The sequence below is a fragment of the Ruegeria sp. HKCCD7303 genome (genome assembly GCF_013111185.1).
GTDB lineage: Bacteria > Pseudomonadota > Alphaproteobacteria > Rhodobacterales > Rhodobacteraceae > Ruegeria.
Map to the genome: position 1 here is coordinate 10,071 of NZ_WVRE01000009.1, position 21,934 is coordinate 32,004.

At 52.4% G+C, this 21,934-nt stretch carries 17 protein-coding genes; 5 read left to right on the plus strand and 12 right to left on the minus strand.

Going from position 1 to position 21,934, the window contains the following annotated elements:
- The first annotated feature begins 448 nt into the window (after window positions 1–448).
- Window positions 449–3,625 (plus strand): DEAD/DEAH box helicase family protein, encoded by a 3,177-nt coding sequence (locus GS630_RS18805; protein ID WP_253740702.1) that lies wholly within the window; start codon window positions 449–451, stop codon window positions 3,623–3,625.
- Here the strand turns inward: GS630_RS18805 and GS630_RS18810 are convergent.
- The 4 genes from GS630_RS18810 to GS630_RS18825 are packed head-to-tail and all read right to left on the minus strand — an operon-like array spanning window position 3,622 to window position 9,063.
- Complete coding sequence (locus GS630_RS18810) at window positions 3,622–5,418, minus strand: TniQ family protein (RefSeq protein ID WP_170554595.1); 1,797 nt, start codon at window positions 5,416–5,418, stop codon at window positions 3,622–3,624. The two genes, GS630_RS18805 and GS630_RS18810, sit on opposite strands and share 4 nt — an antisense overlap.
- A complete protein-coding gene (locus GS630_RS18815; RefSeq protein ID WP_170585323.1) occupies window positions 5,415–6,404 on the minus strand; it encodes an ATP-binding protein in 990 nt (329 codons plus the stop codon). Before GS630_RS18815 ends, GS630_RS18810 begins: the two co-directional genes overlap by 4 nt.
- The gene (locus tag GS630_RS22670) at window positions 6,401–8,359 is read right to left on the minus strand and encodes a Mu transposase C-terminal domain-containing protein (protein ID WP_171712179.1); all 1,959 of its coding nucleotides are present in this window, start codon (window positions 8,357–8,359) and stop codon (window positions 6,401–6,403) included. The genes GS630_RS18815 and GS630_RS22670 overlap by 4 nt, the downstream gene beginning before the upstream one ends.
- Window positions 8,356–9,063, minus strand: a complete 708-nt coding sequence (locus GS630_RS18825) for a hypothetical protein (protein WP_170515819.1) — start codon at window positions 9,061–9,063, stop codon at window positions 8,356–8,358. Before GS630_RS18825 ends, GS630_RS22670 begins: the two co-directional genes overlap by 4 nt.
- Before the next feature lie 75 nt (window positions 9,064–9,138).
- Between GS630_RS18825 and GS630_RS18830 the strand changes: the two genes are divergently transcribed.
- The gene (locus GS630_RS18830; protein WP_170585329.1) at window positions 9,139–9,966 is read left to right on the plus strand and encodes a hypothetical protein; all 828 of its coding nucleotides are present in this window, start codon (window positions 9,139–9,141) and stop codon (window positions 9,964–9,966) included.
- A gap of 47 nt (window positions 9,967–10,013) precedes the next feature.
- Here the strand turns inward: GS630_RS18830 and GS630_RS22675 are convergent, their stop codons facing one another.
- From GS630_RS22675 to GS630_RS18850, 4 genes are all read right to left on the minus strand, one after another.
- Complete coding sequence (locus GS630_RS22675) at window positions 10,014–10,208, minus strand: DUF3291 domain-containing protein (RefSeq protein ID WP_170679326.1); 195 nt, start codon at window positions 10,206–10,208, stop codon at window positions 10,014–10,016.
- A gap of 86 nt (window positions 10,209–10,294) precedes the next feature.
- On the minus strand, window positions 10,295–11,467 hold the full coding sequence (locus GS630_RS18840; RefSeq protein ID WP_170332093.1) for an adenylate/guanylate cyclase domain-containing protein: 1,173 nt from the start codon (window positions 11,465–11,467) through the stop codon (window positions 10,295–10,297).
- 148 nt (window positions 11,468–11,615) lie between these two features.
- Window positions 11,616–12,008: a potassium channel family protein gene (locus GS630_RS18845; RefSeq protein WP_367397140.1), complete on the minus strand. Its 393-nt coding sequence runs from the start codon at window positions 12,006–12,008 to the stop codon at window positions 11,616–11,618.
- An 82-nt stretch (window positions 12,009–12,090) separates the two neighbouring features.
- Window positions 12,091–13,044 carry a helix-turn-helix domain-containing protein gene (locus tag GS630_RS18850; protein WP_171712182.1) on the minus strand — a complete coding sequence of 318 codons (954 nt, stop codon included), beginning with the start codon at window positions 13,042–13,044 and terminating at the stop codon, window positions 12,091–12,093.
- Window positions 13,045–13,122: 78 nt separating this feature from the next.
- Between GS630_RS18850 and GS630_RS18855 the strand changes: the two genes are divergently transcribed.
- Both GS630_RS18855 and GS630_RS18860 read left to right on the plus strand, forming a co-directional pair.
- Entirely contained in the window at window positions 13,123–14,460 is a 1,338-nt protein-coding gene (locus GS630_RS18855) for an amidohydrolase family protein (protein ID WP_170380015.1), read from the plus strand.
- A gap of 104 nt (window positions 14,461–14,564) precedes the next feature.
- Window positions 14,565–15,374 carry a DUF3299 domain-containing protein gene (locus GS630_RS18860; RefSeq protein WP_170380014.1) on the plus strand — a complete coding sequence of 270 codons (810 nt, stop codon included), beginning with the start codon at window positions 14,565–14,567 and terminating at the stop codon, window positions 15,372–15,374.
- 385 nt (window positions 15,375–15,759) lie between these two features.
- Here GS630_RS18860 and gyrB read toward each other — a convergent pair whose 3' ends face one another.
- Together gyrB and GS630_RS18870 are read right to left on the minus strand one after the other, a co-directional pair.
- Window positions 15,760–18,177, minus strand: a complete 2,418-nt coding sequence (gene gyrB / locus GS630_RS18865; RefSeq protein WP_171181218.1) for a DNA topoisomerase (ATP-hydrolyzing) subunit B — start codon at window positions 18,175–18,177, stop codon at window positions 15,760–15,762.
- A gap of 114 nt (window positions 18,178–18,291) precedes the next feature.
- Entirely contained in the window at window positions 18,292–18,864 is a 573-nt protein-coding gene (locus GS630_RS18870) for a TetR/AcrR family transcriptional regulator (RefSeq protein WP_171621121.1), read from the minus strand.
- A 100-nt stretch (window positions 18,865–18,964) separates the two neighbouring features.
- Here GS630_RS18870 and GS630_RS18875 point away from each other — a divergent pair, with 100 nt between their 5' ends.
- Window positions 18,965–19,531, plus strand: coding sequence for a carboxymuconolactone decarboxylase family protein (locus GS630_RS18875; protein ID WP_171181213.1), 567 nt, complete (start codon window positions 18,965–18,967; stop codon window positions 19,529–19,531).
- Here GS630_RS18875 and recF read toward each other — a convergent pair.
- Together recF and dnaN are read right to left on the minus strand one after the other, a co-directional pair.
- A complete protein-coding gene (gene recF / locus GS630_RS18880; protein ID WP_171621122.1) occupies window positions 19,528–20,625 on the minus strand; it encodes a DNA replication/repair protein RecF in 1,098 nt (365 codons plus the stop codon). The two genes, GS630_RS18875 and recF, sit on opposite strands and share 4 nt — an antisense overlap.
- Before the next feature lie 59 nt (window positions 20,626–20,684).
- Window positions 20,685–21,806: a DNA polymerase III subunit beta gene (gene dnaN, locus GS630_RS18885; RefSeq protein WP_171181209.1), complete on the minus strand. Its 1,122-nt coding sequence runs from the start codon at window positions 21,804–21,806 to the stop codon at window positions 20,685–20,687.
- Window positions 21,807–21,934: the final 128 nt, after the last annotated feature.

Here is a 21,934-nt window from a genome sequence, read left to right on the forward strand (position 1 = left end):
ACGATTACCGCTGAAGGGATGTTCACGAGTGTCCGAAGTTCGGATTAGCCGGCGGTTGGCTGACAAAGGCGCAAGGGCTGCAACCGCTCCATAATTGCGACTTATGTTAAATCTCGAAATCCTGGCTTTCTGCCACAAAACCGGTGCGCGTTTTCGACAGTTTCAGGAAAACGAATGTTTCTTCCTGTGATGTCTTGAAGGACGATGCCCGCAGTATCAATATTAGACTAAGCGTCCTAAAACCAAGTCTTGTTCATTGTTTTCACTCCCTGATTGGCTGCGTTCCAAACCAAAGCAGCTCACCGAAGCAAATCAAAAGCCCGAAGACAAGCTTGGTGTCGAACCGGTTGCGAAGGTCGGCACCAATATCGACCGGCCGGTCATCAATCTTTATCGGCCCCATATCACCTCTGGGGATTGTCTGATTGTCACCGGGTATCAGGACTTCTTGTCTTCACTGTCGATTTTGATGAAGGAATTGCCAGAGCTGAGGGATCCCGAAAACGACAGCGATATCCGGATCCGGATATCGTTCGGGATCGACACGGCTAATACCAAAAGGCTGACCAACCCCAAACCAGTCACCGAAGAAATGAAACTCTACTGGCTGGAGCGCTCCGGGCTTCAAGTGGAAGAGGATCACGATCTTATCGCGGTGCTGGCAAAACACGCCATCAAAACCGGCAAAATTGACTTGCGTGTCTTCGATCCGGAGCTTGCCAAACGCAAGTTAGGGATAACCGGGGACCGGCGGCTACACTCAAAAATCGTCAGCTCGCCAAAAGGTGCCGTCGCCGGATCCGCAAACTTTTCCTACTCAGGGCTCTACAGAAACATCGAGTATGCCGATGACCTGGATGCGGGCACTCATGAACTTCAGGTCGAACGCACAGAAGCCGCTGAGCAGGCTTGGGATGTATCTGTCGATTGGAATACCGAAGCGCTGGAGATACTCGAAAAGCTCATCAAACCGGTGACCGCTGAAGATGCGATGGCGCGTACGATCTCCGAACAAAAGGGGTTCGAACCTTGGCTCACCGGAGACCGAAAAGATATCACGAGCCATATGCTGTTTGGGTATCAACAGGAGCTGACCTATGAGGCGTGTTCCATCGTCTATGATCATGGGATCGCCTTTGTAGAAGCGCCAACCGGTTCAGGAAAGACAGAGATCGGCTGTCACCTGGCCGAAGCGTTGTCAGAAACGTTCTCAGAAGTCGTGCCTCGCTCCCCGGTCCATGGCGTTGCGCGAAAAAATGCAGCTGTAATTGCCCCACCCAAAGTCATTCCCAGTTGGCGCAAGTACTCGACAAACTCGCTCCAACCTGTCGCAAACAGCAAACTTGCCAAACAACACCTCCGCGGCGCTGGCGATGAAGAAAAATCTGGGCTCAGGCTCGATCAGTTTGGCATTCTAATAATCGATGAGAGCCACACTGTGACACCGGGCTTTGAACAAGCATCTCAAATGGCCTCAGCTATTGAGCTCGCCCCGCCAAGCTGGAACGTCTGCCTGTCGGCGACTCTGCTCGGGAACCGCGATGTCGACTGGTTGACCCATATGCAGGAAAAGCGAGCGTCCATTTTTATGACTCCGCATTTCATTCAGGCCATGGGTGAATTGTTCGAGCGCGAAACCCAAGTTCCTAAGGATATCTTCAACCAGGATGCGCAACTGGCCGTCCTGTCAGAACCTGACACGACGCTCACGCGAGAGGCTCGCAACGAACTCGCTCAGTTGGTTTCGCCGTTTTTGACACGCAGACAACGGAAATGCATTGGCGAGGACGAAGATCCGACCAAGCACAGTTACCCAAGACTAGAAAACCACGGGCGCCCGAAGAAACTTAAGGTGACAAAGCCTCAGCAAACGCGCCTGGATGAGATTGTGGCACTCTGTAAAGAACTTGCGCCTGGCGGTAGGGTGACCGCTGTCGAGAAAAGCCGGTTCGGGCATGTCAGCACGCAACAAAGCACCCAGGACCAACTCTACATCCGCAACCTTTTGAACATTCTGCGCGTGAGCGCCGCCCAAGCCCATTGGGAGATGTCTCATGGAGCTATTGGCAAATCGCTTCGCGACTTCGAGCGTGGTGGAAAATCGAAGAAAAAGGTATCCCACCGCGACCAGTCCGACATGTTCGCAGCACTGGGAATAGAAGCGCCTGAACCCACAAAGAAATGCGACGCTCTAAACCAAAAACTGGGTCTCAGTGTTCTCAAGGAGCTTGATGAGAAGCGGTATGAGGCGTGCGTGAGAATACAAAATGAAAAAGACAGGGTCGTCTTTCTCGCAGAACGGACGGACACACTGGAGATTTTTGCAGAAGCGCTGTCGCGCAGAGGCCTCCACACCAACTATGTCGTGGGAAACCAAACCAAGGGTGAAGATCGCGCCGTGAAGGCGATCTTTGGAGATGGCCCCGACAGTTTCAAGCGTATCAAACAGGGCAAGTCCGTAGAGGCTTACTTCCGACCTGGAGGAAAGAACGAACCAAAAGGATCTGCATCGGTTTTTCTGACTTACAAGATGGCTGAAGGTATCAACCTTCAGTCGTCAGACACGTTGGTGCTGCTTGGCCTGACCTCGAACCTGAAAGAGCTCATCCAAGGTCTGGGTAGGATCGACAGGATCGATAGTGAGTTCGGGGTCGTCAATTACCACCTTATTGATGTGCCAGTAGGTCAGTTTGCATCTGACGAAAAAATCGCCCAGCGCATAGAGAACTATAGAACTTTGGCTGGGGAGGCGCCAATCGACGCCGTCTTGGAAGAAAGCACTGAAGACGCAGAACTGATCCTCGAGAGTGTCGTTGAATACCTGCGATCCCCGCGGCAGCTTCGCGACAATAACTTTCACGACGTGCTGGAACGCACCAAGCAAACAATCCCCGAAGACCGCTACAAACTCATCGACAAAGCCAAAATCCAGGGAACCTGGGGCGCGGAGTTGGCGCTCTTGTCGGCCCGTGAGAAATTCACGGCGCTACATCTCAAAGGATTTAGCAAGAGCAATAGCTTCTTTCCGCCTCGCCTGCTGCTTCTTAAGGATACTGCGCCAGGCCTGATATTGGAACGCGACCAGCTGGCCTGTGTCCAAACTCTGGAGACTGCATACGAACGGACCAGAAGCCTTGGCATGGAACACGCCCACATGTCACTGGAAGATCTCTCTGAAGCGCTAGAGACGATTTCAGAGCAGATTGGCAAGCTGACCGAGTGGGACTTGCGCCCGGCGCGCGTTGAGAGCCTCATGAAAGCCTGCGCCGAGTTCATGGGACGCAAGAGTGGTGTCGGATTCAGTGATCAAGAATGGTTTGGCCATCTTTCACTGCCGGCCGTGGAAATGGTGTGCGAGGCGTGGAGCCGTGAGCTTGATCCCTTCTGGGAACAAGCAAAACACGAAGTGCGTGATAGCTTCGCCTATGAGGATCTTCCCAAGGGGTACATCGCGCTTCAGGTTATCCTGGAAAAGCTCGAAAGCGATCATCAGGCGTCCACTGAGATCCATGAAAAGATGGTCCGGGTCATCGAGGAAGCTGAGCAGGTTTCACGCGACCACGAACCCGCAATTGGACAACGCATTTCAGTGGTGTTCTTTTCGGATGGCGCAGGCGAGCACTAGGCAGCCTCAGACAGCAGCGAAGCCAGATCACTCAGTTTGACCAAGTGTCCTCGCGTCGTCTTACCTTCCATTTGCGCACCATGGGTCTCAATCCCTTTGCTCTCAAAATCAGACAGGAGCTTTCGGGACGTAGTTCCTCTTGACCTCGCCAGTGTCGCAACGGGCATGTACTCGCTTTGAAAGATCACAAGCTGCTGCGGTTTGACCAAGAAAGACTCGCTTGGGCCATGCGGAACGGTGCGAGATCCGAGCAGGCCCAGCTTGCACCAGTGAGTTACAGCCTGGGCCTTCCAGCCCGTTAACTTCGCGACATCATTTGCAGTCCAGTCCAACGAGTGCCTTTCTGATCTGAGAAGTTCTTCAACAGCCGATTTCTGGAACCTGAAATCACCGAGTTGGACATCCTGATCTTCCAATGCAGCAGCGACAGAACCTTCACAAATTAGACGAATGAGTTTCTTCAGCGCCGTCTTGTCGGTTGTTCGATTAAGCGTAAGCTCTTTGAACAAAACTGCCTCTCCCGTCAATTCAGTGGCCGATGCTCTAATCTTGAGGACAAGTTCCTCTACAGAATTCGAGTGGAACCGGCCATCCACGAGTGGTGGCCGATCTGAAACTGGGACTTCGCCGACCACACCAAGTTCTTTGAGAAATTGGAATTGTGTACGTCCAACTCCCAGATAGTCACATGTTTCTGCCGCGCTCCAGAAGCGCCGACGATCTGCTGCAATGTTGAGAACTTCGAATTTGGGAACGACTGTTTGATTATGTCCAAATCCGCGTTGACTGATCTTACCAGCGATCTCTTTTTTCTGGACTGCCGCAACGAGACGCTGTGCAGAAATTCCGAGTTGTCGCGCCGCTTCCGTTGCGGGCAACCACTCTCTCGATGAAGTAGACGCCAAATGACCCGGATGGAAGCCACTGAATTCTTTCTCGATCACACGAGCCACTGCGTCCTTAAACACATCGTATTCAGGTTCTCGAAACCGCATTAGGCGCTGATACCAGTTGCCAAGCCGCTCAGGAGCAGAAGTGGCAACGGGATCACCTTCATGGAGCAGCTTTTTCACGTAGTCTTCGAAACCATGTGGCCAATTTGCCAAAAGGTGCTCGACCGGTGCCATTAATCGAACGGCGTCTTCAACGGTCTTCGGAATTTTCGTTTTTCCGGACTTTCCTGTACGGCTAACCTGAAACCCAGAGGCTAGAAAATGAATGAACTTACCAATGTTGCTCGGGGGCGTTGTTCCTGTTTTTGCATGGGGGACCAATGACCCGGTGCCTGAGATTGCGGATGCAATATCGCATTCGTGTTCTGAAGCTTGGTATTGCGGCAGTTTATCAAGGGCAAACCCACAACTGCACAAACGATAGCCACCTACCTTTGGTGTCAATCTCTCCGAACAGTTTGGACAAACATCAACCAGCCTCAATCGATGTTCATGACACGCAGTTACCAGGGAGTGCCGCCAATGCGCTTGATATGGTTTCTTTTCCGCCAGGCATTGGGGGCAAACTGGGTCAGAGTAAAGACGTTCGTATTGCCAGTCTCGACTAGAATCTTTCGGTGGCGAGCTAGGTGCGAGACGTTCAAGTGTCCCGGGTGGAACTCCCAACTCCTCTTCAATGGCTGCGATATCATCAACCAATCGACGCCCGTATCGATTGCCAAGTTCCGTCAAGAAGTCCGACGTAAAGTAATGTGCTTTTGCCCGCCCTAATCGCCTAAAATAGCCCAACAAGCTTTCCGAATTTTCTGGTCGCAGGAAGTCGGAGCGTTTCGATGTCATGCGGCCTCTAACGCCTCCAGGTCAATGAGTGACTCTGGGGTCACATCCAAGCCAGCGTCCTGCATGACTTGAATGTAGGATCGAACAAGGTCGATTTTCTGAGGTGCTTCCTCCCCAAAAAAGTAATCAGCGTTTAGGCTCTGTTGCGTTAACTGAATTGCGCTGTCCGAGATAATCTTGGATGTCAGCGTCTTCGACTTCATCTTGAGAGCAGCCACTTGGAGGATGCGCACGAGCATTCCAACGCGACCTCCCGTTACGCCGTATAATCTGACCACCAGTTCCTCAAAATCAAAGTCAAACTGGCCACCGGCGGCTTGCATGTTGCATAGAGCTTCAGAGAACGCTGCGGCAAAGCTTGTAGCATCGGCGCCATTCGACCAAGCATACGGAAACAGCTCGATGGTCGACAGCGTTCTGTCCCTCAATTGCTCGTTTTCATCAATGAGCCCCTGAAACTTAGGCAAACCGGCGAGGATCAACGTGACCCCTGTTTGATCGATTAGCCATTTGAAATGGTCGGTTGCGCCACGTTTTGACAGATGAGCACCTCGTTCGGCGCAATGGCTACATTCATCCAACGCGATTGTGCGAATACCTTTTTCACGCACAGCGAAGCACAGACGGGCCTGTAAATCGTGCGCGCTTTGGGTTGGTCCGGCTTTGACCCCAACGGCTTCCAGCATCGCTGTAAGCAGTGTCTTGCTGTTTGGTTTGGTCGGAATACTTCCGATGACAAAATCACTTGCTCCGCTCAAACCAGAATATTCAAGCAGGTCGCTACTGAGATCTGGTCGCTTGCCGAGTTCAACTTGAACGTCATTCAAGAGTTGCGTCTTTCCGCAGCGTGTAGGTCCGGACAAGAAAACTGCGGCGCCGTTTAACTTGCGAGAGATGGAGACGGCTTCAACCAATTTGTCTTTGGCAACCAAATAGCTCGGATGTTCAATTGTCTGGTTCAGAACTTCAAACACTCGCTCTGTCATTGCGGGCACCCTCCTTTAGAGACAAAACTTGGCAGTTTGTTGGGCAGATCAAACTCAGGTTTTTCCACCCTGTACGCGGGCTCTGAATGCCCGTGCTTATCCATGACTTTCTTGGATTGGGCGAAGATTTCCTGTCTTCGCTCCTCTTTGGCGGCCTTCTCCCGAGACTTTGCGGTCTTTGTCCTTGCCTTTGGTTCTTCTTCGTAAAGGTGCAGAGCCATCGCAGCGATCAGCGCCTTTTCTTGAAGCTCTTCGTCTTCCGGGGTGAAGGTTTGCTTTCGCAGCCTCGCCAACTCATCGAAGGATAGAGCCGGGCACTCTTCATACTTTGCGGGTACGAAGAAATGCTCATTATTCAGGCGATCCAAAACCGCAATTTCTCGAATGTCATTCGGGTCAACGCGGATATCGACTGTCGTGGGTACACCGACCATTTTCAAGTAGTTGGCGAGTTCAGCGCTATGGTATGTCACTCCTCCGTAGGAGATACCGTACCGTTGCACAGTTCTCGTCGCAGCCTGAACCATAAACATCTCTCTGAGTTCGTGGGGATCTGGGGGCATTGGTACAAAACAGTCTTTGGAAGTCCTACGCCAAGATTGCATCGGAGATTCCAGTCTTCGGAGCACGTGTTGTACGCGTCGCCTGGGCATGCGTAAGTACACATCGTAGCGCCATTTTTGCAGTCGCGTTTCAATCTCTTGCAAAGTTAGGCGGGCCTCTTTTTGTGCCTTGTCCGTCCGATCTCTCGGGCCGATGAGGGACGTTTGCGAAGCACCAGGGAATTGAGTGACAAACCGGCTCAGCTCCAAGAAGAAACGTTCGATGAACGGTTTTTTATCCGGTCGACCTGGGATCATCTTGCGCCATTCCAGGCTCGAACAATCGATGATCGTATGGAAGACGTCACCGCTGTTTTCGGTGCCCTGGTCTGTAATCAACAGCTGAGGCGTCCCGAATGTCTGAAAATCGTTCTCGACACCGTGCATCATGAAAAATGCTGGTGTTTTGGGCTCCAAGATTTCCTTTACAGTTCGAGAAACCAATGCAGTGTCGGGACGGCTCCAACTGAGTTGCATCCCAAGAATAACACCGGTTGCGCAGTCGATTGCTACGCAAATGTGGGGGCGGCCAATTGGGGTTCCGTCATCATCGACGCACCAAACATCGAGCGTGGTGCAATCCAATTCTACCCTTTCGAGCGGGGTGGATACTCTTTGGTACTCCAGCGCCATTAGATAGCGCCTGTTTGCCTCTTCGTCCCCCAGTCGCCGTTTTAAAAGTCCGGCATGTGGCAGGCTGTAAACAATTGCTTCAACACACTTTCTTCCGCAGGGACCGGGCACCTTGCCTTCGGATTCGCATTGCCTTCGGTACAGCCGCTTGGCTTGCCGGGCAATCCAAGTGATAGTTTTTAGGTCGTTGTTAAGAAAATGTTCTTCCAAAAGATCCAAAACGACCTCCCGGAACTCCGCGTTATTCCTCGGAGTACGATTGCCGGAATTACTTGTCTTGGATCGTAGACCTGCTTTTCCTGAAAGTAGGTACTGCGTGCGCCAATTCTGAATGGTCCTTACAGTCGGAAAAGGTTTCTTCCGATGTACATGAAGCGGATGCGCAGCGAACTCACCAGCCAATTTGTCTCTAATCTTAGCCCACGAGTATCCTTGTCTTTGTAGTTCAGTTGCTCTGACAAGGATCAGTTCTCGAAAGCACGTTTCGTTGTTTTCCTCTGGTGTACCCAGTCTTTTGGAAGTCGTACCATGAAGATGCGGGCTGCTTACCACACCGAGAGAATAAAGCGTCCTGAATTCTTCATTGGTAATTTCTTTGTATGTCCCTTGTTCATCCTGAAGCAAAACGTGGTCTCGTTGATGACCAAACTCCTTGACCACGAAAGCTTCCGTTCCGATGAGAACATTCCATCCGACATAGTTGGGGCCTTGCTGCGTCACAGTGGAAAGATCTCCAGATGAGACTTTTGGCCGTAGGCTAACTGTCCAACAGATTTGGGTCGGAGCATGCCTGCTCTAAGATCAACTGAGATGTGGCCCAATACGATTGAACTTAGTACATCGATCTGGCTACAACCCAGTTCTTGCAGGAGAAATTCCAACCGGAACGTTTGTGCTTCAATTGAAGACAGTTTGCGAAGGAACTCGTCAGTCGGAGACCTCTGAATGTAGGGATGCAGAGATCGGATATTGTGCACCAAATCTCTGGCAAGAAATTGATCGGTGAGGATCAGAAGCTCTAAACCGAGGCTTCTAAAGATGTTTGGCAGTAGCAACGTGCTCTCATTGTGCTTCAACAATCTAGAGTGTCGCACTTCCACGAAGAGCTTCCGGCCATCAAAACAGATGACTTCAAAATCAGGGGTGTAAGGTTTTGGTTTGTATCCCGTTCCCTTGAACTTGGTGATGAGCTCCGCTTTTGTTGGATAAACACGACCTGATTTCAGATCGAATGTGCAGGGTTGCGGCCGGATAGCCTTAACCTTCGGATGCAGGTCACAACCAAAGGCAAAACTTGCCTCTAACCCACTTTCAGTCTGGATCACGCCTTTTGCTTTTCTTGTAGACAAGAAATGCGACTTCTTTTTTTGCCCTCTTCGCCAAGCTTGGCGCGCAGGGATTTCTGCTCTACTGTCGATTTTCATAGGGTATTCCCTACAATATCGGCGTCGTCTTTTGCAAATAATTGTTGACGATGCACAATAATGGTGAACTAACCGATGCGAAAAAGCAACGGCCTCGAAGACGTGGCAAAAAAAGATAATTGGATAGATTTTGGTGAGGCCCTAGCAGAAGCGGTCGAAAACCCAATAAAATATGACCTTCGCACATCTTCGGAAGTTCTGAATTTGGTGGCGGAACTAAGAGGGAAGCGTGCTCATACCCTGAGAAACCCGCTCGAAGCATACAAGTGGTTAAAAAAGAGATTTCCTGACGTAGAAAAAGATAGACCAGCTTGGTTGGGTATGACCCTGGTCATGTTTTTGATGAAAATAGAAGAACTGGATCCGACCACTGCTGAAAGACTAGCGCCCCAGGTCTTCGGCGGACAAATGAGACAAGTCGAGCTAAAGGCCGAGTTCGACCGACTCCGACAGGAGCGAGCAGAAAAGCACTCGGATACAAATCTTTCAAAACTATCCTCTCCTCAACGCGCGCAAATTTTTGATCAAACTGTTTTCTCTTTTCTAAGGGTATATGGCCCCAAGATGTTCGGATCCGACAACGCGGTGCTCAAAGACGGAAGGAGCCTAGGTTCATTGTATCCTGACTACGTCATCGAAGTTGATGGGAAGCCCAAAGTAGCGGTCGAAATAAACGCGCACAGGACAAGAGTAGAAAGACAGTTCGCAATAAATACACTTGGCTATCTTTGGCTCCTTAGGAGACTTGTACCAGAGGCGCTCTTAGTCGTACCTCAAGACTCTGGTTATGACCTGAAACATCTGGCAAAGCTCCGAGATGAGATTGGTCTTGATGGAATTCGTTTCGCAACATTACCAGAAGCTGGAGCCAGGCGTTTTGAAGACTTGGTGGTTCAGGAGTAAGCAACGGGTTAAGGATAGTCGATCCAGATTTGAGGTCGCTGGGCTGCTTATTTAACAACCATATCTTTGCCAGTTGCAAAGTCGTAAGCCTCCGGACTTGGCCCATCTGTTCTCAACCGAAGAAGTCTTTCCTTTCCTTCTGTCAGGCTCGGGATATGGCCAGCCCAGATTGGCCAGATACTCGTCTGTCGAGCAGCAGCCCAAACCGGACATCCATCGTCGGGCTTTGCAAACTCCCAAATGAGGTAAAAACCTGCCTCTTAACACTTGGTGCCCAATATCTGGTTCCTGCTTCTCGCGATGCTGCCAAAATTAAGTCAGCGCTGAATCAAAGCTCTTCTTCGACGAGAGAAAACAATTCGATTGGACGCGCAAGTCCACGAACTTCTTGAAACCCACAAGGGGAAAACAGATCAGGGGAGACTTCGGCAATCGCAGATGTTGCCAGCACTCTCCGGCCAATAGATTTAGTCAGCCCCTCAATTCGACTCGCAACGTTCACTGCACCTCCGAGAACCGTGAAATCAAGTCGACCAGGGCTGCCGATGTTGCCATAGCTGACTTGTCCAACATTGATCCCGATCCCAACGTCCAAAGACGGCTTTTTCGCTTCAGCGCGGCGACGGTTGAGGACCGTCAAACCGGCCAATACACTTTGTGCGGCTTGCGCAGCCTTTCGGCATCGGTCGGCGTGATCAGCCTGAGTTGCGATGGTGAAGATCGAGAGAATTCCATCACCCATGAACTTGAGAACATCGCCACCGTTATCTTCCACGGACTGAACAACCAGATCAAAGTAGCCGCTCAGCGCGTCAAACACATCGGCCTCGGGTGCGGCTTCTGAAAGCGCCGTGAACCCTCGTAAATCAGAAAACATGACCACCGCATCAAGGGTCGTTCGTTCGCCTCGCTTGATCCGCCCGCTCCATACGGCGTCGGAGGGCCCATCGCCAAGATATGTTCGCAATAGACCCTTGGCTGACTTGCGCATCGTGACAGGTTCCAAAGCGGAAGACAAAGCAGGCAGCGCTGCCTCAATCAATTCCAGATGTTGCGGTGAAAAGCCGTCTGGTTCCTGCGTGACAAATGTGCAGCCGTGCAGAGATCCGTCGCCATAATACATCAGAGTTGCATAGTAATCTGTGCCACCGAGCTCAGCGAACTCTAGATACGATAAATGCTCAGTCTTTGGATCCAGTTGTCGCAGGCTTTTGTGAAGCGGCTTTCTGTGCTCCAGAATGTACTCAAACGAGCTACCAACATACCCTTCCGTCAACATCGTTTCATGAGTTACGTCGTAGCTGTCGGTCCCATCAGGTGTCCAAACGACCCCCCATGCAATGAGTAGCGGATTGGCGAAGCGCTGACCGATATTGACCCGCCAGAGCGGTACACCTTCCTCAATTAAGGACGAGCAGAAATGCGAAACTACTTTAACAGGGTCGCCTGAGCGGCGTCCTTCGGTAATCATCCAGTCGGTTAGTTGTGCTACGGAGGCCATGTTCTCAAACTAGCTGCTTAGACAAGATGATAAAGAACCTTGTCTTTGCTTTGTTTGCCTTAATCCAAGCAGTTTCTCAACGACCTTAACCGCATACGGCAGAGCGAAGCGCTAGGGTGCAACGACCGAAAGACCGTTGCTTCAGTCTTCAATTATCTGACGACTTTTTCTCATCGTAGTCCCTAAGAAGGGCATGTGTGAATTGTACAAACAGCGTGATGAAGACCCCGACGCCTACGAAAATATACAACACGGTAAAGAGTTTTCCTGTGTCGGTTACGGGCGTTAGGTCACTGAGGCCAACCGTAGAAATAGTAGTTGCACTGAAGTACAGCGCGTCCACCCAAGACCACCCCTCGACGCTGACATAAAACAAAGTTCCGGAAAGCAACAAGAGTATTGCAAGGGTAAGCGCTCCGCGGAATCTAGGGCTACTCCACGAGCGGACAATCGCTTTTAAGAGCCTGTAGAAATTCAAAAAAAATGAAAACATTCCGCCGTCCAATCCATAGTTCTGTTTGGCAAATCGTTGAGGTGCCATTGCAATCCGTCAAGGGAACTCTGCTACATCGGAGCCGAGATTCGTATTAATCGGTTTTCGGCAGAACTAAAAAGACAACCGGTCAAATGGGTACAGTACGCTCAATTTGCTCTGATGGTAAAATTCCATATATGCTTTTGTACAGGCTCCCAAATCGTCCCAAATCGGTGAATCCGTGAGCGAGCGCCACTTGCTTCACCATGGGTTTTTGCTGAGACGCCTGAACAAGTTCATCATGGACATTGGCCAGTCTTTGAAGAGCAAAAAATCGTGCTGGTGTTTCACCCGTTACGTCGCGAAATGCTGAGATCAATGTTGGCGCGCTTACCGCGGTTACTCGACACAGATCTGCCACTGATGGCCTTTTTGACAAGGCGGAAGAATAGTACTCTCGTGCTTTTGAGACCAAACCCACTTTTTGAGACCAAGTCGCTTTGCGTGCATTCCCACTATTCTGAGATAAGGCAAAGAAGATCGCAAGCGTCCTTGCAAGACGCGCCTCCAAATCACTCTGGGTATATTGACCATCGGCTTGGTTCATTATGCAGCTAAGTGTTCGCACCAAAGCTGCGTGAAAATCAGAAGACAGTTTCACGATAACCGTTGGTCCGCGAAAATCCGATGTATTTCTGCCGGAAAAAAGTTGAACCTCTTTGAGAAATCGTTGCAAGGGCACACGACCACATAACGAAGTTCGATTGCGCGCGACTACCTCGGTTTCCGATGCAGTGAAATTGAAGAAAACGGAGTTTTCTTTCAAAGGAACGCCACTTACCGTCCATAACTCTGAAGCGCAGATTGGTACAGTGAAATTAGCGAAGCTTTCACTTTGTGCGGTTCTCACCAATGCATTGGGCTTGAAGCGGATACTAGACAAACGGGAAAGCCCTAAACGAGCTGTGAAAATTGCGCCTTCGTCAGCCCCCTTTCCCAACTGTATCACATCGCCATCGAAAACCTCTCCTGTCATTGCTTCACGTACGGTTGCCGCAAAAAGCTCCGGTTTGCCTTCGCCAAGTTCCTTAAAAAAGTTCATATCGATTTTCCTCGGAGAGTTGGCTACCTTCGTTAAAATTAAACAATCGAATGCTTTGATATTCCTAGGGTGAAAGATATGCGCAAAAATCAATTGTCAACGCTCTGCTTGGTAATCTCAAGCATGCTGGCAACGCTGGCGAGCGCTCAAGAGGATTCTACAAGAACTCTCATAACGAATGTTCATGTTTTTGACGGGGTAAACGAAGCACGCATCGAGAATGCTAACGTTTTGATCGAAGATAATCTCATAACCGCTGTTTCTTCCGACCCAATCGAAGCCGAGAACGCGGTGGTGATTGACGGTGGCGGTCGCACGATGATCCCAGGATTGATCGATGTCCATTGGCACACGACGTATGCCTACACCCCTGCATCCGTTCTAATGTTGAATCAAGGCGACATGTCGGAAGTGGCCATTCGCAGTATGAAGGGGGCTGAAGAGACTTTAATGCGTGGATTTACCACCGTTAGAGACCCTGGCGGAAATCCGTTTACGATCAAGAAACTGATTGACGCTGGTGAATACCCCGGTCACCGCATTTTGCCCTCCGGACCATTCATGAGCCAAACGTCAGGCCATGCCGACTTTCACACGCTGCTTGAAAACCCAAGAAACTCCAACTCTGAACTGAGTTATTGGGAAAAAAATATGATGGCGATGATTTCTGATGGCGTACCGGAAGTCAGAAAGAGAACCAGAGAAATCCTCAAGTTTGGTGCTACTCAGGTCAAAATCACGACTGGTGGTGGTGTCTCTTCCCAATACGATCCGCTGGATGTGAGCGAGTATTCGGTCGACGAAATTCGTGCGGTAGTCGAAGAGGCAACGAACTTTAACACCTATGTTTTGGCGCATGTGATGACAGACAGAGGTATCCGTACCTCAATAGAAAACGGCGTGATGAGCATTGAGCACGGCTTCTTCGCATCAAGAGAAACACTGGAATTGATGAAGGAAAAAGGCGCTTGGCTCAGTCCTCAGGCGATGTTTGAGGCCGATATGGTTTGGGATAGCCCAGTTAGTGCCAAAAAGTGGAAACAGGTGACTGATGCTGTAGACGCGCTGTACCCAATGGCCGTCGAAATTGGCGTGAATCTCGCCTTTGGCACCGATCAACTCATGGATCCATCAAAGGCGTATCAACAGAGCGAATATCTTGTGAGGTTGGGAACTTGGATGACGCCTTATCAAGCGCTCAAGATAGCGACCTCTGAAAATGCCCGCCTAATGGAAATGAGTGGCCCTCGTCATCCCTACCAAGACGGTCCACTCGGAGTTATCAGAGATGGCGCATACGCTGATCTGATCCTCGTGGACGGCAACCCGCTTGAAAACTTGGAGCTTGTAGGGGACCCACAAGAAAACTTCGACCTGATTATGAAGGACGGAGTCATCTATAAAAACGAGCTTTGAACTGTGTTTCGCTTAGAGCCCAAGTGTCCATAAATGTCTTAAGCTGGCAGGTGATGACGCATTGACCAACATCCAAGTGGCCATACGGTTGAAAAGGATAAGTCATGAAGATTTGGAGAATAGTCTGTGTTGCCTCTTTGATTTCAACGTCGTTGTCCGCAGAAATCGCTGAGTTAGACTGGAACCAATTGATTGATGAAGAATCTCAGGAATACGTAGATCCTTTCAAAGAACTGACACCTGACCAGCTTAGTGGTCTTGTTGAAGTCGTCCGACTAAAGCTCAGACTGGATAGTGGAGCCCATTCCGAAGATGTCCGCAAAAGTCTTGAAGCGAAAATTCTGGAAAATGAGACGCCGCTGCAAAAGGCTGGGATCGACGTTGATTGGTTGATTGAACAACGATGGGTCGTTGCAGAGCGACGAAAGAAAGCCGCCACGGCTGGTAATCCAGAAATTGACGGAAAAGTCGTAAAGCTGGCGGGCTATGCGATACCCGCACCACCGGATCCTGATGGTACAAACGTCGCTTACTTGGTTCCGGAGAGAGGTATGTGCAGCCATACGCCTCCACCGAACCCAAACCAGCTTATTCGTGTTCGATTGCCGGAAGGTTGGTATCCAGAACGCTTTCACGAGCCAGTTCGCCTTACAGGGATAGTTTCTATTTCGCCGTCAGAGAGGACGATGAATTTCGTGGATGGGTTCGTTCCAATGAGAGCAACGTATTCATTTGAAGCTCAGTATGTAGAGGCTGGCGATGATCTCCCAGCTTATGGTTGGAAGTTCACTGACGCGGATGAGGTCAACGATCCAAGCGCCATTGGAAAATTAGGTTCCGGGGCTGCAAAATTTGACGCGTCAAAATTGGCAAGTTTTCGAGCCAAAGCTGCGCGTGAAGCAAATTCGAATTAAAAACCGCCTGTCTTAAGCATATGAAAGCCAGTGTGTTACGTGCCCAGACTGTGGATAAAACAGAATGTCATGAAGTAATACTTAAATGAAATTGCTTAATACGATTATCAATCTGGCGCCCACCAAGCATTGAAGTGCTGCTTGAAGTGGAGACTGTGACTTTGCAAAGTCAGCTTTCTGCGCATCGCAGACCTTCGCGAGAATCCAAGTTTCCTTAGGGAGGCCCTTTGCGGGGTTGAGCAATGCAAAGGGCCATAACCGCGACGACTAAGCCATAAACTGATTGAATTCGTCGCTAATGCAGACAAACGCGCAGCGCAAAACTATGGGCGAACTACGTAAACTTATGGGGTGCGCGAAGTGTTATGCGCAAACCTACAAACGATCAAAAATCCAAGTTCTCAACACTCAACGCGTTTTTCTGGATGAATTCGCGGCGTGGTTCGACCACGTCACCCATCAGCTTGGTGAACAGATCGTCGGCCTCGACCATATCGTCCACGCGCACCTGCAGCAGCGTGCGGGCGTCCGGGTCCAGTGTGGTCTCCCACAGCTGATCCGGGTTCATTTCACCCAAACCTTTGTAGCGTTGCAGCGACAGACCCTTCTCGCCCTCTTCCAGGATAGCGCGCAGCAGGTCTAGCGGTCCGTGGATCACTTGGGAACGGTCGCGACGCACCAGCGTTGCCGGGGTGTTGTAGACCTCTTGCAGGCTCTGAGTGAAGCTGCCGGTTTTTCGCGCTTCGCCCGAACGCAGCATGGGGCCGTCCAGCGTGCGCACCTCTTCCACACCGCGCAGGATACGGGCCAGTCGGATGCCGTGATCCTGAGTGATCCGGCCTTGCCAGCCGCGTTCATATTCCAGCGCGATCAAGTCGAGACGGGCAGCAACTTTGTCAGCCACGCCTTGCAGGTCGGCATCAACGGCACCTGGCACGAAGGCCCCGGCTACGGCAGCCTGTTCCAGAATGTGACGCGGGTAATGCGTCGGGAAGGCGTCCAGAACACGCTTCAATTGGCGCGCTTCGTCTACGACACGCGTGAGGTCTTGGCCGATGATTTCTTCACCCGAGCCAAGCTTCAACACGGCCCCTTCGACGCCCTGATTGATCAGATAGTCGTCCAGCGCGGCCTGATCCTTCAGGTAAACCTCTGATTTACCTCGTGAAACCTTATAAAGCGGTGGCTGAGCGATATAAAGGTACCCGCCCTCGATCAGTTCCGGCATCTGCCGGTAGAAGAAGGTCAGCAGCAGCGTCCGGATATGTGCACCGTCCACGTCGGCGTCGGTCATGATGACGATCTTGTGGTAGCGCAGCTTTTCGATGTTGAACTCATCGCGGCCAATACCAGTGCCCAGCGCCATCACTAGGTTGCCGATTTCCTGCGACGACAGCATTCGATCAAACCGCGCGCGTTCCACGTTCAGGATTTTCCCGCGCAAGGGCAAAACAGCCTGAGTCAGACGATCCCGACCTGTTTGCGCGGAACCACCTGCCGAGTCCCCCTCGACCAGGAAAACTTCGGTTTTGGACGGGTCTTTCTCGGAACAATCCTTCAGCTTACCGGCCAGATAGTTCACATCCATCGCCGTCTTGCGGCGAGTCAGTTCACGGGCCTTTCGGGCAGCCTCACGGGCCAGAGCAGCCTCGATGATCTTGCCGACGATACCCTTGGCTTCATTGGGGTTTTCTTCAAACCACTCGGCCAGTTTTTCATTCATCAAACCTTCGACCGCCGGGCGAACCTCGGACGAGACAAGCTTGTCCTTGGTTTGGGATGAGAATTTCGGGTCTGGCACCTTTACCGACAGCACGCAGGTCAGACCCTCACGCGCATCGTCCCCTGTGAAGCTGACCTTTTCCTTCTTTGCGATCCCGCTGGACTGCGCATAATTGTTGATTGTCCGAGTCAAAGCGCCCCGGAAACCGGCGACATGCGTACCGCCATCCCGCTGCGGAATGTTGTTGGTGAAGGGCAGAACCGTCTCATGGTAGCTGTCATTCCACCACATCGCGATTTCCACGCCGATGTCGTCACGCTCACCCTTGATATAGATCGGCTCGGGCATGGCCGGGGTCTTGGACCGATCGAGATACTTGACGAACTCCTTGACACCGCCCTCATAGAACAGCTCGGTCTCCAACCGCTCGGCAGGGCGTTCATCAATCAGGATGATCCGCACGCCTGAGTTCAGGAAGGCCAACTCGCGCAGACGCTTTTCCAGCGTGTCGAATGAGTATTCGAGGTTCGAAAACGTGTTGGTCGAGGCCAGAAACCGCACTTCGGTTCCTGTTCGATCGCCGCAATCACCCACGACCTTCAGATGTTCCGCTGTCTCGCCACCCTCAAAGCGTGCGACATGTTCCTTGCCCGCACGCCAGATGCGCAATTCCAGCCAATCGGACAGGGCGTTCACAACCGAAACGCCCACGCCGTGCAGACCGCCCGACACCTTGTAGGAATTGCTGTCGAACTTACCGCCCGCGTGCAGTTGGGTCATAATGACTTCAGCCGCTGAAACGCCCTCTTCCGGGTGAATATCGACCGGAATTCCGCGCCCGTTATCACTGACAGAAACGCTGGAATCCGCGTGGATTTTTACCGTGACATGGTCAGCATGCCCCGCCAAGGCTTCGTCGATCCCGTTGTCGACCACCTCATACACCATGTGGTGCAGGCCCGAGCCATCATCCGTGTCCCCGATATACATGCCGGGGCGCTTGCGAACGGCCTCTAACCCTTTGAGAACTTTAATGGAATCTGCGCCGTATTCTTGAGGAGCCTGTGCGTCTTCGGACATTCAGTCAGTACCTATATTATTTTGGTAACTTATACGTTTTCTGGTGGGGAATGTCACGCGATCCCCCAAGATTTTGTGGTTTGGCGGGTCGTTTTTTGGCTGCCGGCAAAAGGCTCACAAACGGTCGATGTCAGCGGCAATATCCGCCGCTATTTCATCTGCGTCCACATCCTTGCGCTCTGCCGACAATCTCAGCCCCAGAATGTCCGATTGATACCGTGCCGCCAGCCGATCCGGATCGTGTTCGGACCGGATTTCACCAGCTTTCTGAGCGCTTCGGAACAGCTCAGCAAAACACGCTTTCATCTCAGTCATGTGCCGCGCAGCTTGATCCGCAAGATCGTGATCTTTCGCTTGCAACTCCGCATATGTCTTTGCCAACATGCAGGCTTTCGTCGGGTTCTCGACCGCTTCGATCACGAAACGGGGCTGCGCTTTCAACGCCCCTTTGGGCCCCAACTTTTCAGCCAAAGCCTTTAGGCGTGCCACGCCTTCCCGGGTGTAGCTTTCCATCGTCAGCGCATAGAGCGCATCCTTCGAGCCGAATGCCGCATAAAAACTGCCGGGCTTTAGCTTCAATTCCCGCTCCAAATCCTTCAACGACGTCCCGGCCCAGCCCTGACGCCAGAAGATGTCCTTTGCTTTAGCAATCAGAGCATCACGATCATATGCGGGTTTCCGGGGCATCAGCATCACCAATTCTTGAACGTTCACTCAAGTATATACTTGAGCGATCGTTCAATAAACTCTAAATACAATTCATCGCGCCAAAAACAGGAGTTCCGACATGGCCAATTTTCCGTCGCACGACCTCGAAACCGCTCCCGAAGGGTCCAAACCTCTTCTCGAAAAATCGCAGGCCGCGTTTGGTCGCTTGCCCGGTTTGCACAAGGTGATGGCCGAAAGCCCGCAGCACCTGGAAGGTTATCAGGTTCTGCACGGCCTCTTCTTGCAAACCGATTTCGGCAACGATGAGAAAACCGTTGTTTGGCAGACCATCAACGTGGAAAACGAGTGCCACTATTGCGTGCCCGCGCACACCGGTATCGCCAAGATGATGAAAGTCTCGGACGAAATCACCGAGGCGCTGCGCAATGAAACTCCGCTGCCTTCGGCCAAGCTCGAGGCACTGCGCACCTTCACTCTGCAAGTTATGGAAACACGTGGCAACCCGACCGAGGAACAGCTGCAGGCGTTCTTCGATGCGGGCTATTCACACCGCGCTGTTCTGGATGTGGTGCTGGGCCTGGCACAAAAAACCATGTCGAACTACGTCAACCACATGGCCAAAACCCCGGTCGACGAAGTTATGCGCGGCTTCCTGTGGGAACGTAAAGTCAGCGAACCGGCCTAAGCGGTCACGACCGAGCCCTCATCCCCTTCGGTGACAACCACCGTTTGGGCCCGGTCCCCCAATTCAGTAAACAACTCAGGCCCGGTGCCCGTCATCCAGGCCTGAGCCCCCAGAGCGCAAATCTCATCATAAAGCGCCGCGCGCCGACCTGCGTCCAGATGGGCAGCCACTTCGTCCAACAGTACAATCGGAGGCGCCCCAACCATCTCTGCCAGCGCACGCGCGTTCGACAAAATCAAAGACACAAGCAACGCTTTCTGCTCGCCTGTCGAGCAATCCTTGGCCGGAACGCCCTTTGCAGCAAAAACCCCATACACGTCTGACCGATGCGGCCCTACCAAAGTCCGGCCCGCAGCCAGATCCCGGAAGCGACTCTCACTCAAGGCGTCACGCAGATCCTCTGCTGTCTCAGGCATCGCGCCTTCAGTCTGGATCAATTCCAGCTCAGCCGACGGAAAAGCCGTCTCCGCCCGATCCTGCGCGGCACGCAGATAATCCAACGCCGAAAGGCGCGCAGCATGGATGCGATGTCCGGACTCAGCCATCTGACCCTCCAAGGCCGCATACCAATGGGCATCCCTCACCTGCTCTTTCAACAGACGGTTCCGTTCCCGCATAGCTTTTTCATATGACAAAGACGCTTCGGCATGGGTCGGATCAAAACTCAGCGCGATACGGTCCAGAAATCGCCGCCGCCCTTCGGCTCCTTCGATCCAAAGCCGGTCCATCGAAGGGATCAGCCAAACGACCCGCGCCAGTTTACCAAGCTCGATCTGGCTCGAGGCTTTTTCGTCAATCCGAACCTGCCGCGCCGCACCGCCCTCGGACCAGGTTTCGATCTCATATCGCTGCCCCTGCGCACCCAACACCCCTGACACCTTCCAGCCCAACGCCTCGGGCCGCCGCGTCATCTCTGCCGCGCTCGCGCGCCTCATTCCGCGCCCAGGCGAAAACAAAGATACCGCTTCAAGGATGTTGGTCTTGCCGGCTCCGTTCGGCCCATGAATCGCGACGGGCCGCCCATCCAAAGACACCCGCGCCAGTTTGTGAGATCGAAAATGCGAGACCGTAAGCTCGGTCAGGGCCAATCCCATGACCCCTCCCTTCTTCTTGTCAAAAATACGGTCGCCGAAGGCATCGCGCGCCAGCGCGATCAGACGCGCATCGGCATGACAACGTAAACCGCGCTCTGGTCATTGCCTTCGCGCATCAGGGTCGGATCACCCGCAGAGTTAAACAGGAACACTGCATTCTCACGATCGACCTGAGACGCAATCTCTAGCAAATACTTGGCGTTAAACCCGATCTCCAACCGTTCATCCCCATAGGCGACGGCCAGTTCTTCTTCAGCAGCGCCACTGTCTGGTGCATTAACCGAAAGGACCAGCTTGTCGCCGTCCAGTTGCAGCTTTACCGCACGCGACCGTTCGGACGACACTGTCGCCACCCGGTCTACAGCCTGCGCAAACTCGGCCGCATCGACCTCAAGCTTGCGCGTGTTCCCTTGCGGGATGACGCGTGTGTAATCGGGGAATGTGCCATCGATGACCTTCGAGGTCAGAGTTATATCCGGCGTGGCAAAACGTACTTTGGTTTCGCTGACCGAAACGGCGATATCCATTTCATCATCGTCCAGCAGCTTGCGCAGCTCGCCCACGGTTTTGCGTGGCACGATCACTCCCGCCATGTCTGCGGCCCCATCCGGCAGATCTGCATCGATACGCGCCAGACGGTGACCGTCGGTGGCCACACAACGCAGAACTTTGCCGCCGTCAGAGCCATCAGCCACATGCATGTAGACACCGTTCAGGTAGTACCGGGTCTCTTCCGTCGAGATGGCGAATTTCGATTTGTCGAACAGCCGACGCAGCAGCGCCGCTGACGCGGTGAAATTCGATTGATATTCCGAGGACGCCATGACCGGAAAATCTTCTTTCGGCAGCGTCGCCAACGAGAAATTTGACCGGCCTGCCTCGACGGTCAACCGACCTGCAGCACTGTCTGCGGTCAGAGTCACCAGCGCCCCATCCGGCAGTTTCCGCACGATCTCATGCAGGGTGGTCGCCGCAACAGTGGTCGCACCGGCTTTCTCGACCTGCGCGGGCGCTTTATCGAGCACTTCGATATCCAGATCGGTGGCGCGGAACTGGGCCTGATCGCCCTCCGCCTCAATCAGCACGTTGGCAAGTATGGGAATGGTATTGCGCCGTTCCACAACGGATTGAGCCTGCGAAACGGCCTTGAGAAGGGTGCCGCGTTCAATGCTGATCTTCATACCCTCAGTTCCTCTGACTTGCGTACCGACATGGGCGGGACTGGCACGTTAGCGGTTCCACCCTGAGGCACAAGGATTTTTTACGGATTTCTGGGTTGGAAAGCCCTTAGCGTCAAGGGCATCGTGCC

Bases quoted from the DNA above. Each gene is read 5' to 3' on its own strand.
- GS630_RS18855 (WP_170380015.1), top strand. From the start codon at position 13,123: ATGCGCAAAAATCAATTGTCAACGCTCTGCTTGGTAATCTCAAGCATG.
- GS630_RS18810 (WP_170554595.1), bottom strand. From the start codon at position 5,418: ATGACATCGAAACGCTCCGACTTCCTGCGACCAGAAAATTCGGAAAGC.
- GS630_RS18875 (WP_171181213.1), top strand. From the start codon at position 18,965: ATGGCCAATTTTCCGTCGCACGACCTCGAAACCGCTCCCGAAGGGTCC.
- GS630_RS18830 (WP_170585329.1), top strand. From the start codon at position 9,139: ATGCGAAAAAGCAACGGCCTCGAAGACGTGGCAAAAAAAGATAATTGG.
- GS630_RS18870 (WP_171621121.1), bottom strand. From the start codon at position 18,864: ATGCCCCGGAAACCCGCATATGATCGTGATGCTCTGATTGCTAAAGCA.
- gyrB (WP_171181218.1), bottom strand. From the start codon at position 18,177: ATGTCCGAAGACGCACAGGCTCCTCAAGAATACGGCGCAGATTCCATT.
- GS630_RS18825 (WP_170515819.1), bottom strand. From the start codon at position 9,063: ATGAAAATCGACAGTAGAGCAGAAATCCCTGCGCGCCAAGCTTGGCGA.
- GS630_RS18815 (WP_170585323.1), bottom strand. From the start codon at position 6,404: ATGACAGAGCGAGTGTTTGAAGTTCTGAACCAGACAATTGAACATCCG.
- GS630_RS18840 (WP_170332093.1), bottom strand. From the start codon at position 11,467: ATGGCCTCCGTAGCACAACTAACCGACTGGATGATTACCGAAGGACGC.
- GS630_RS18860 (WP_170380014.1), top strand. From the start codon at position 14,565: ATGAAGATTTGGAGAATAGTCTGTGTTGCCTCTTTGATTTCAACGTCG.
- recF (WP_171621122.1), bottom strand. From the start codon at position 20,625: ATGGGATTGGCCCTGACCGAGCTTACGGTCTCGCATTTTCGATCTCAC.
- dnaN (WP_171181209.1), bottom strand. From the start codon at position 21,806: ATGAAGATCAGCATTGAACGCGGCACCCTTCTCAAGGCCGTTTCGCAG.
- GS630_RS18845 (WP_367397140.1), bottom strand. From the start codon at position 12,008: ATGGCACCTCAACGATTTGCCAAACAGAACTATGGATTGGACGGCGGA.
- GS630_RS18850 (WP_171712182.1), bottom strand. From the start codon at position 13,044: ATGAACTTTTTTAAGGAACTTGGCGAAGGCAAACCGGAGCTTTTTGCG.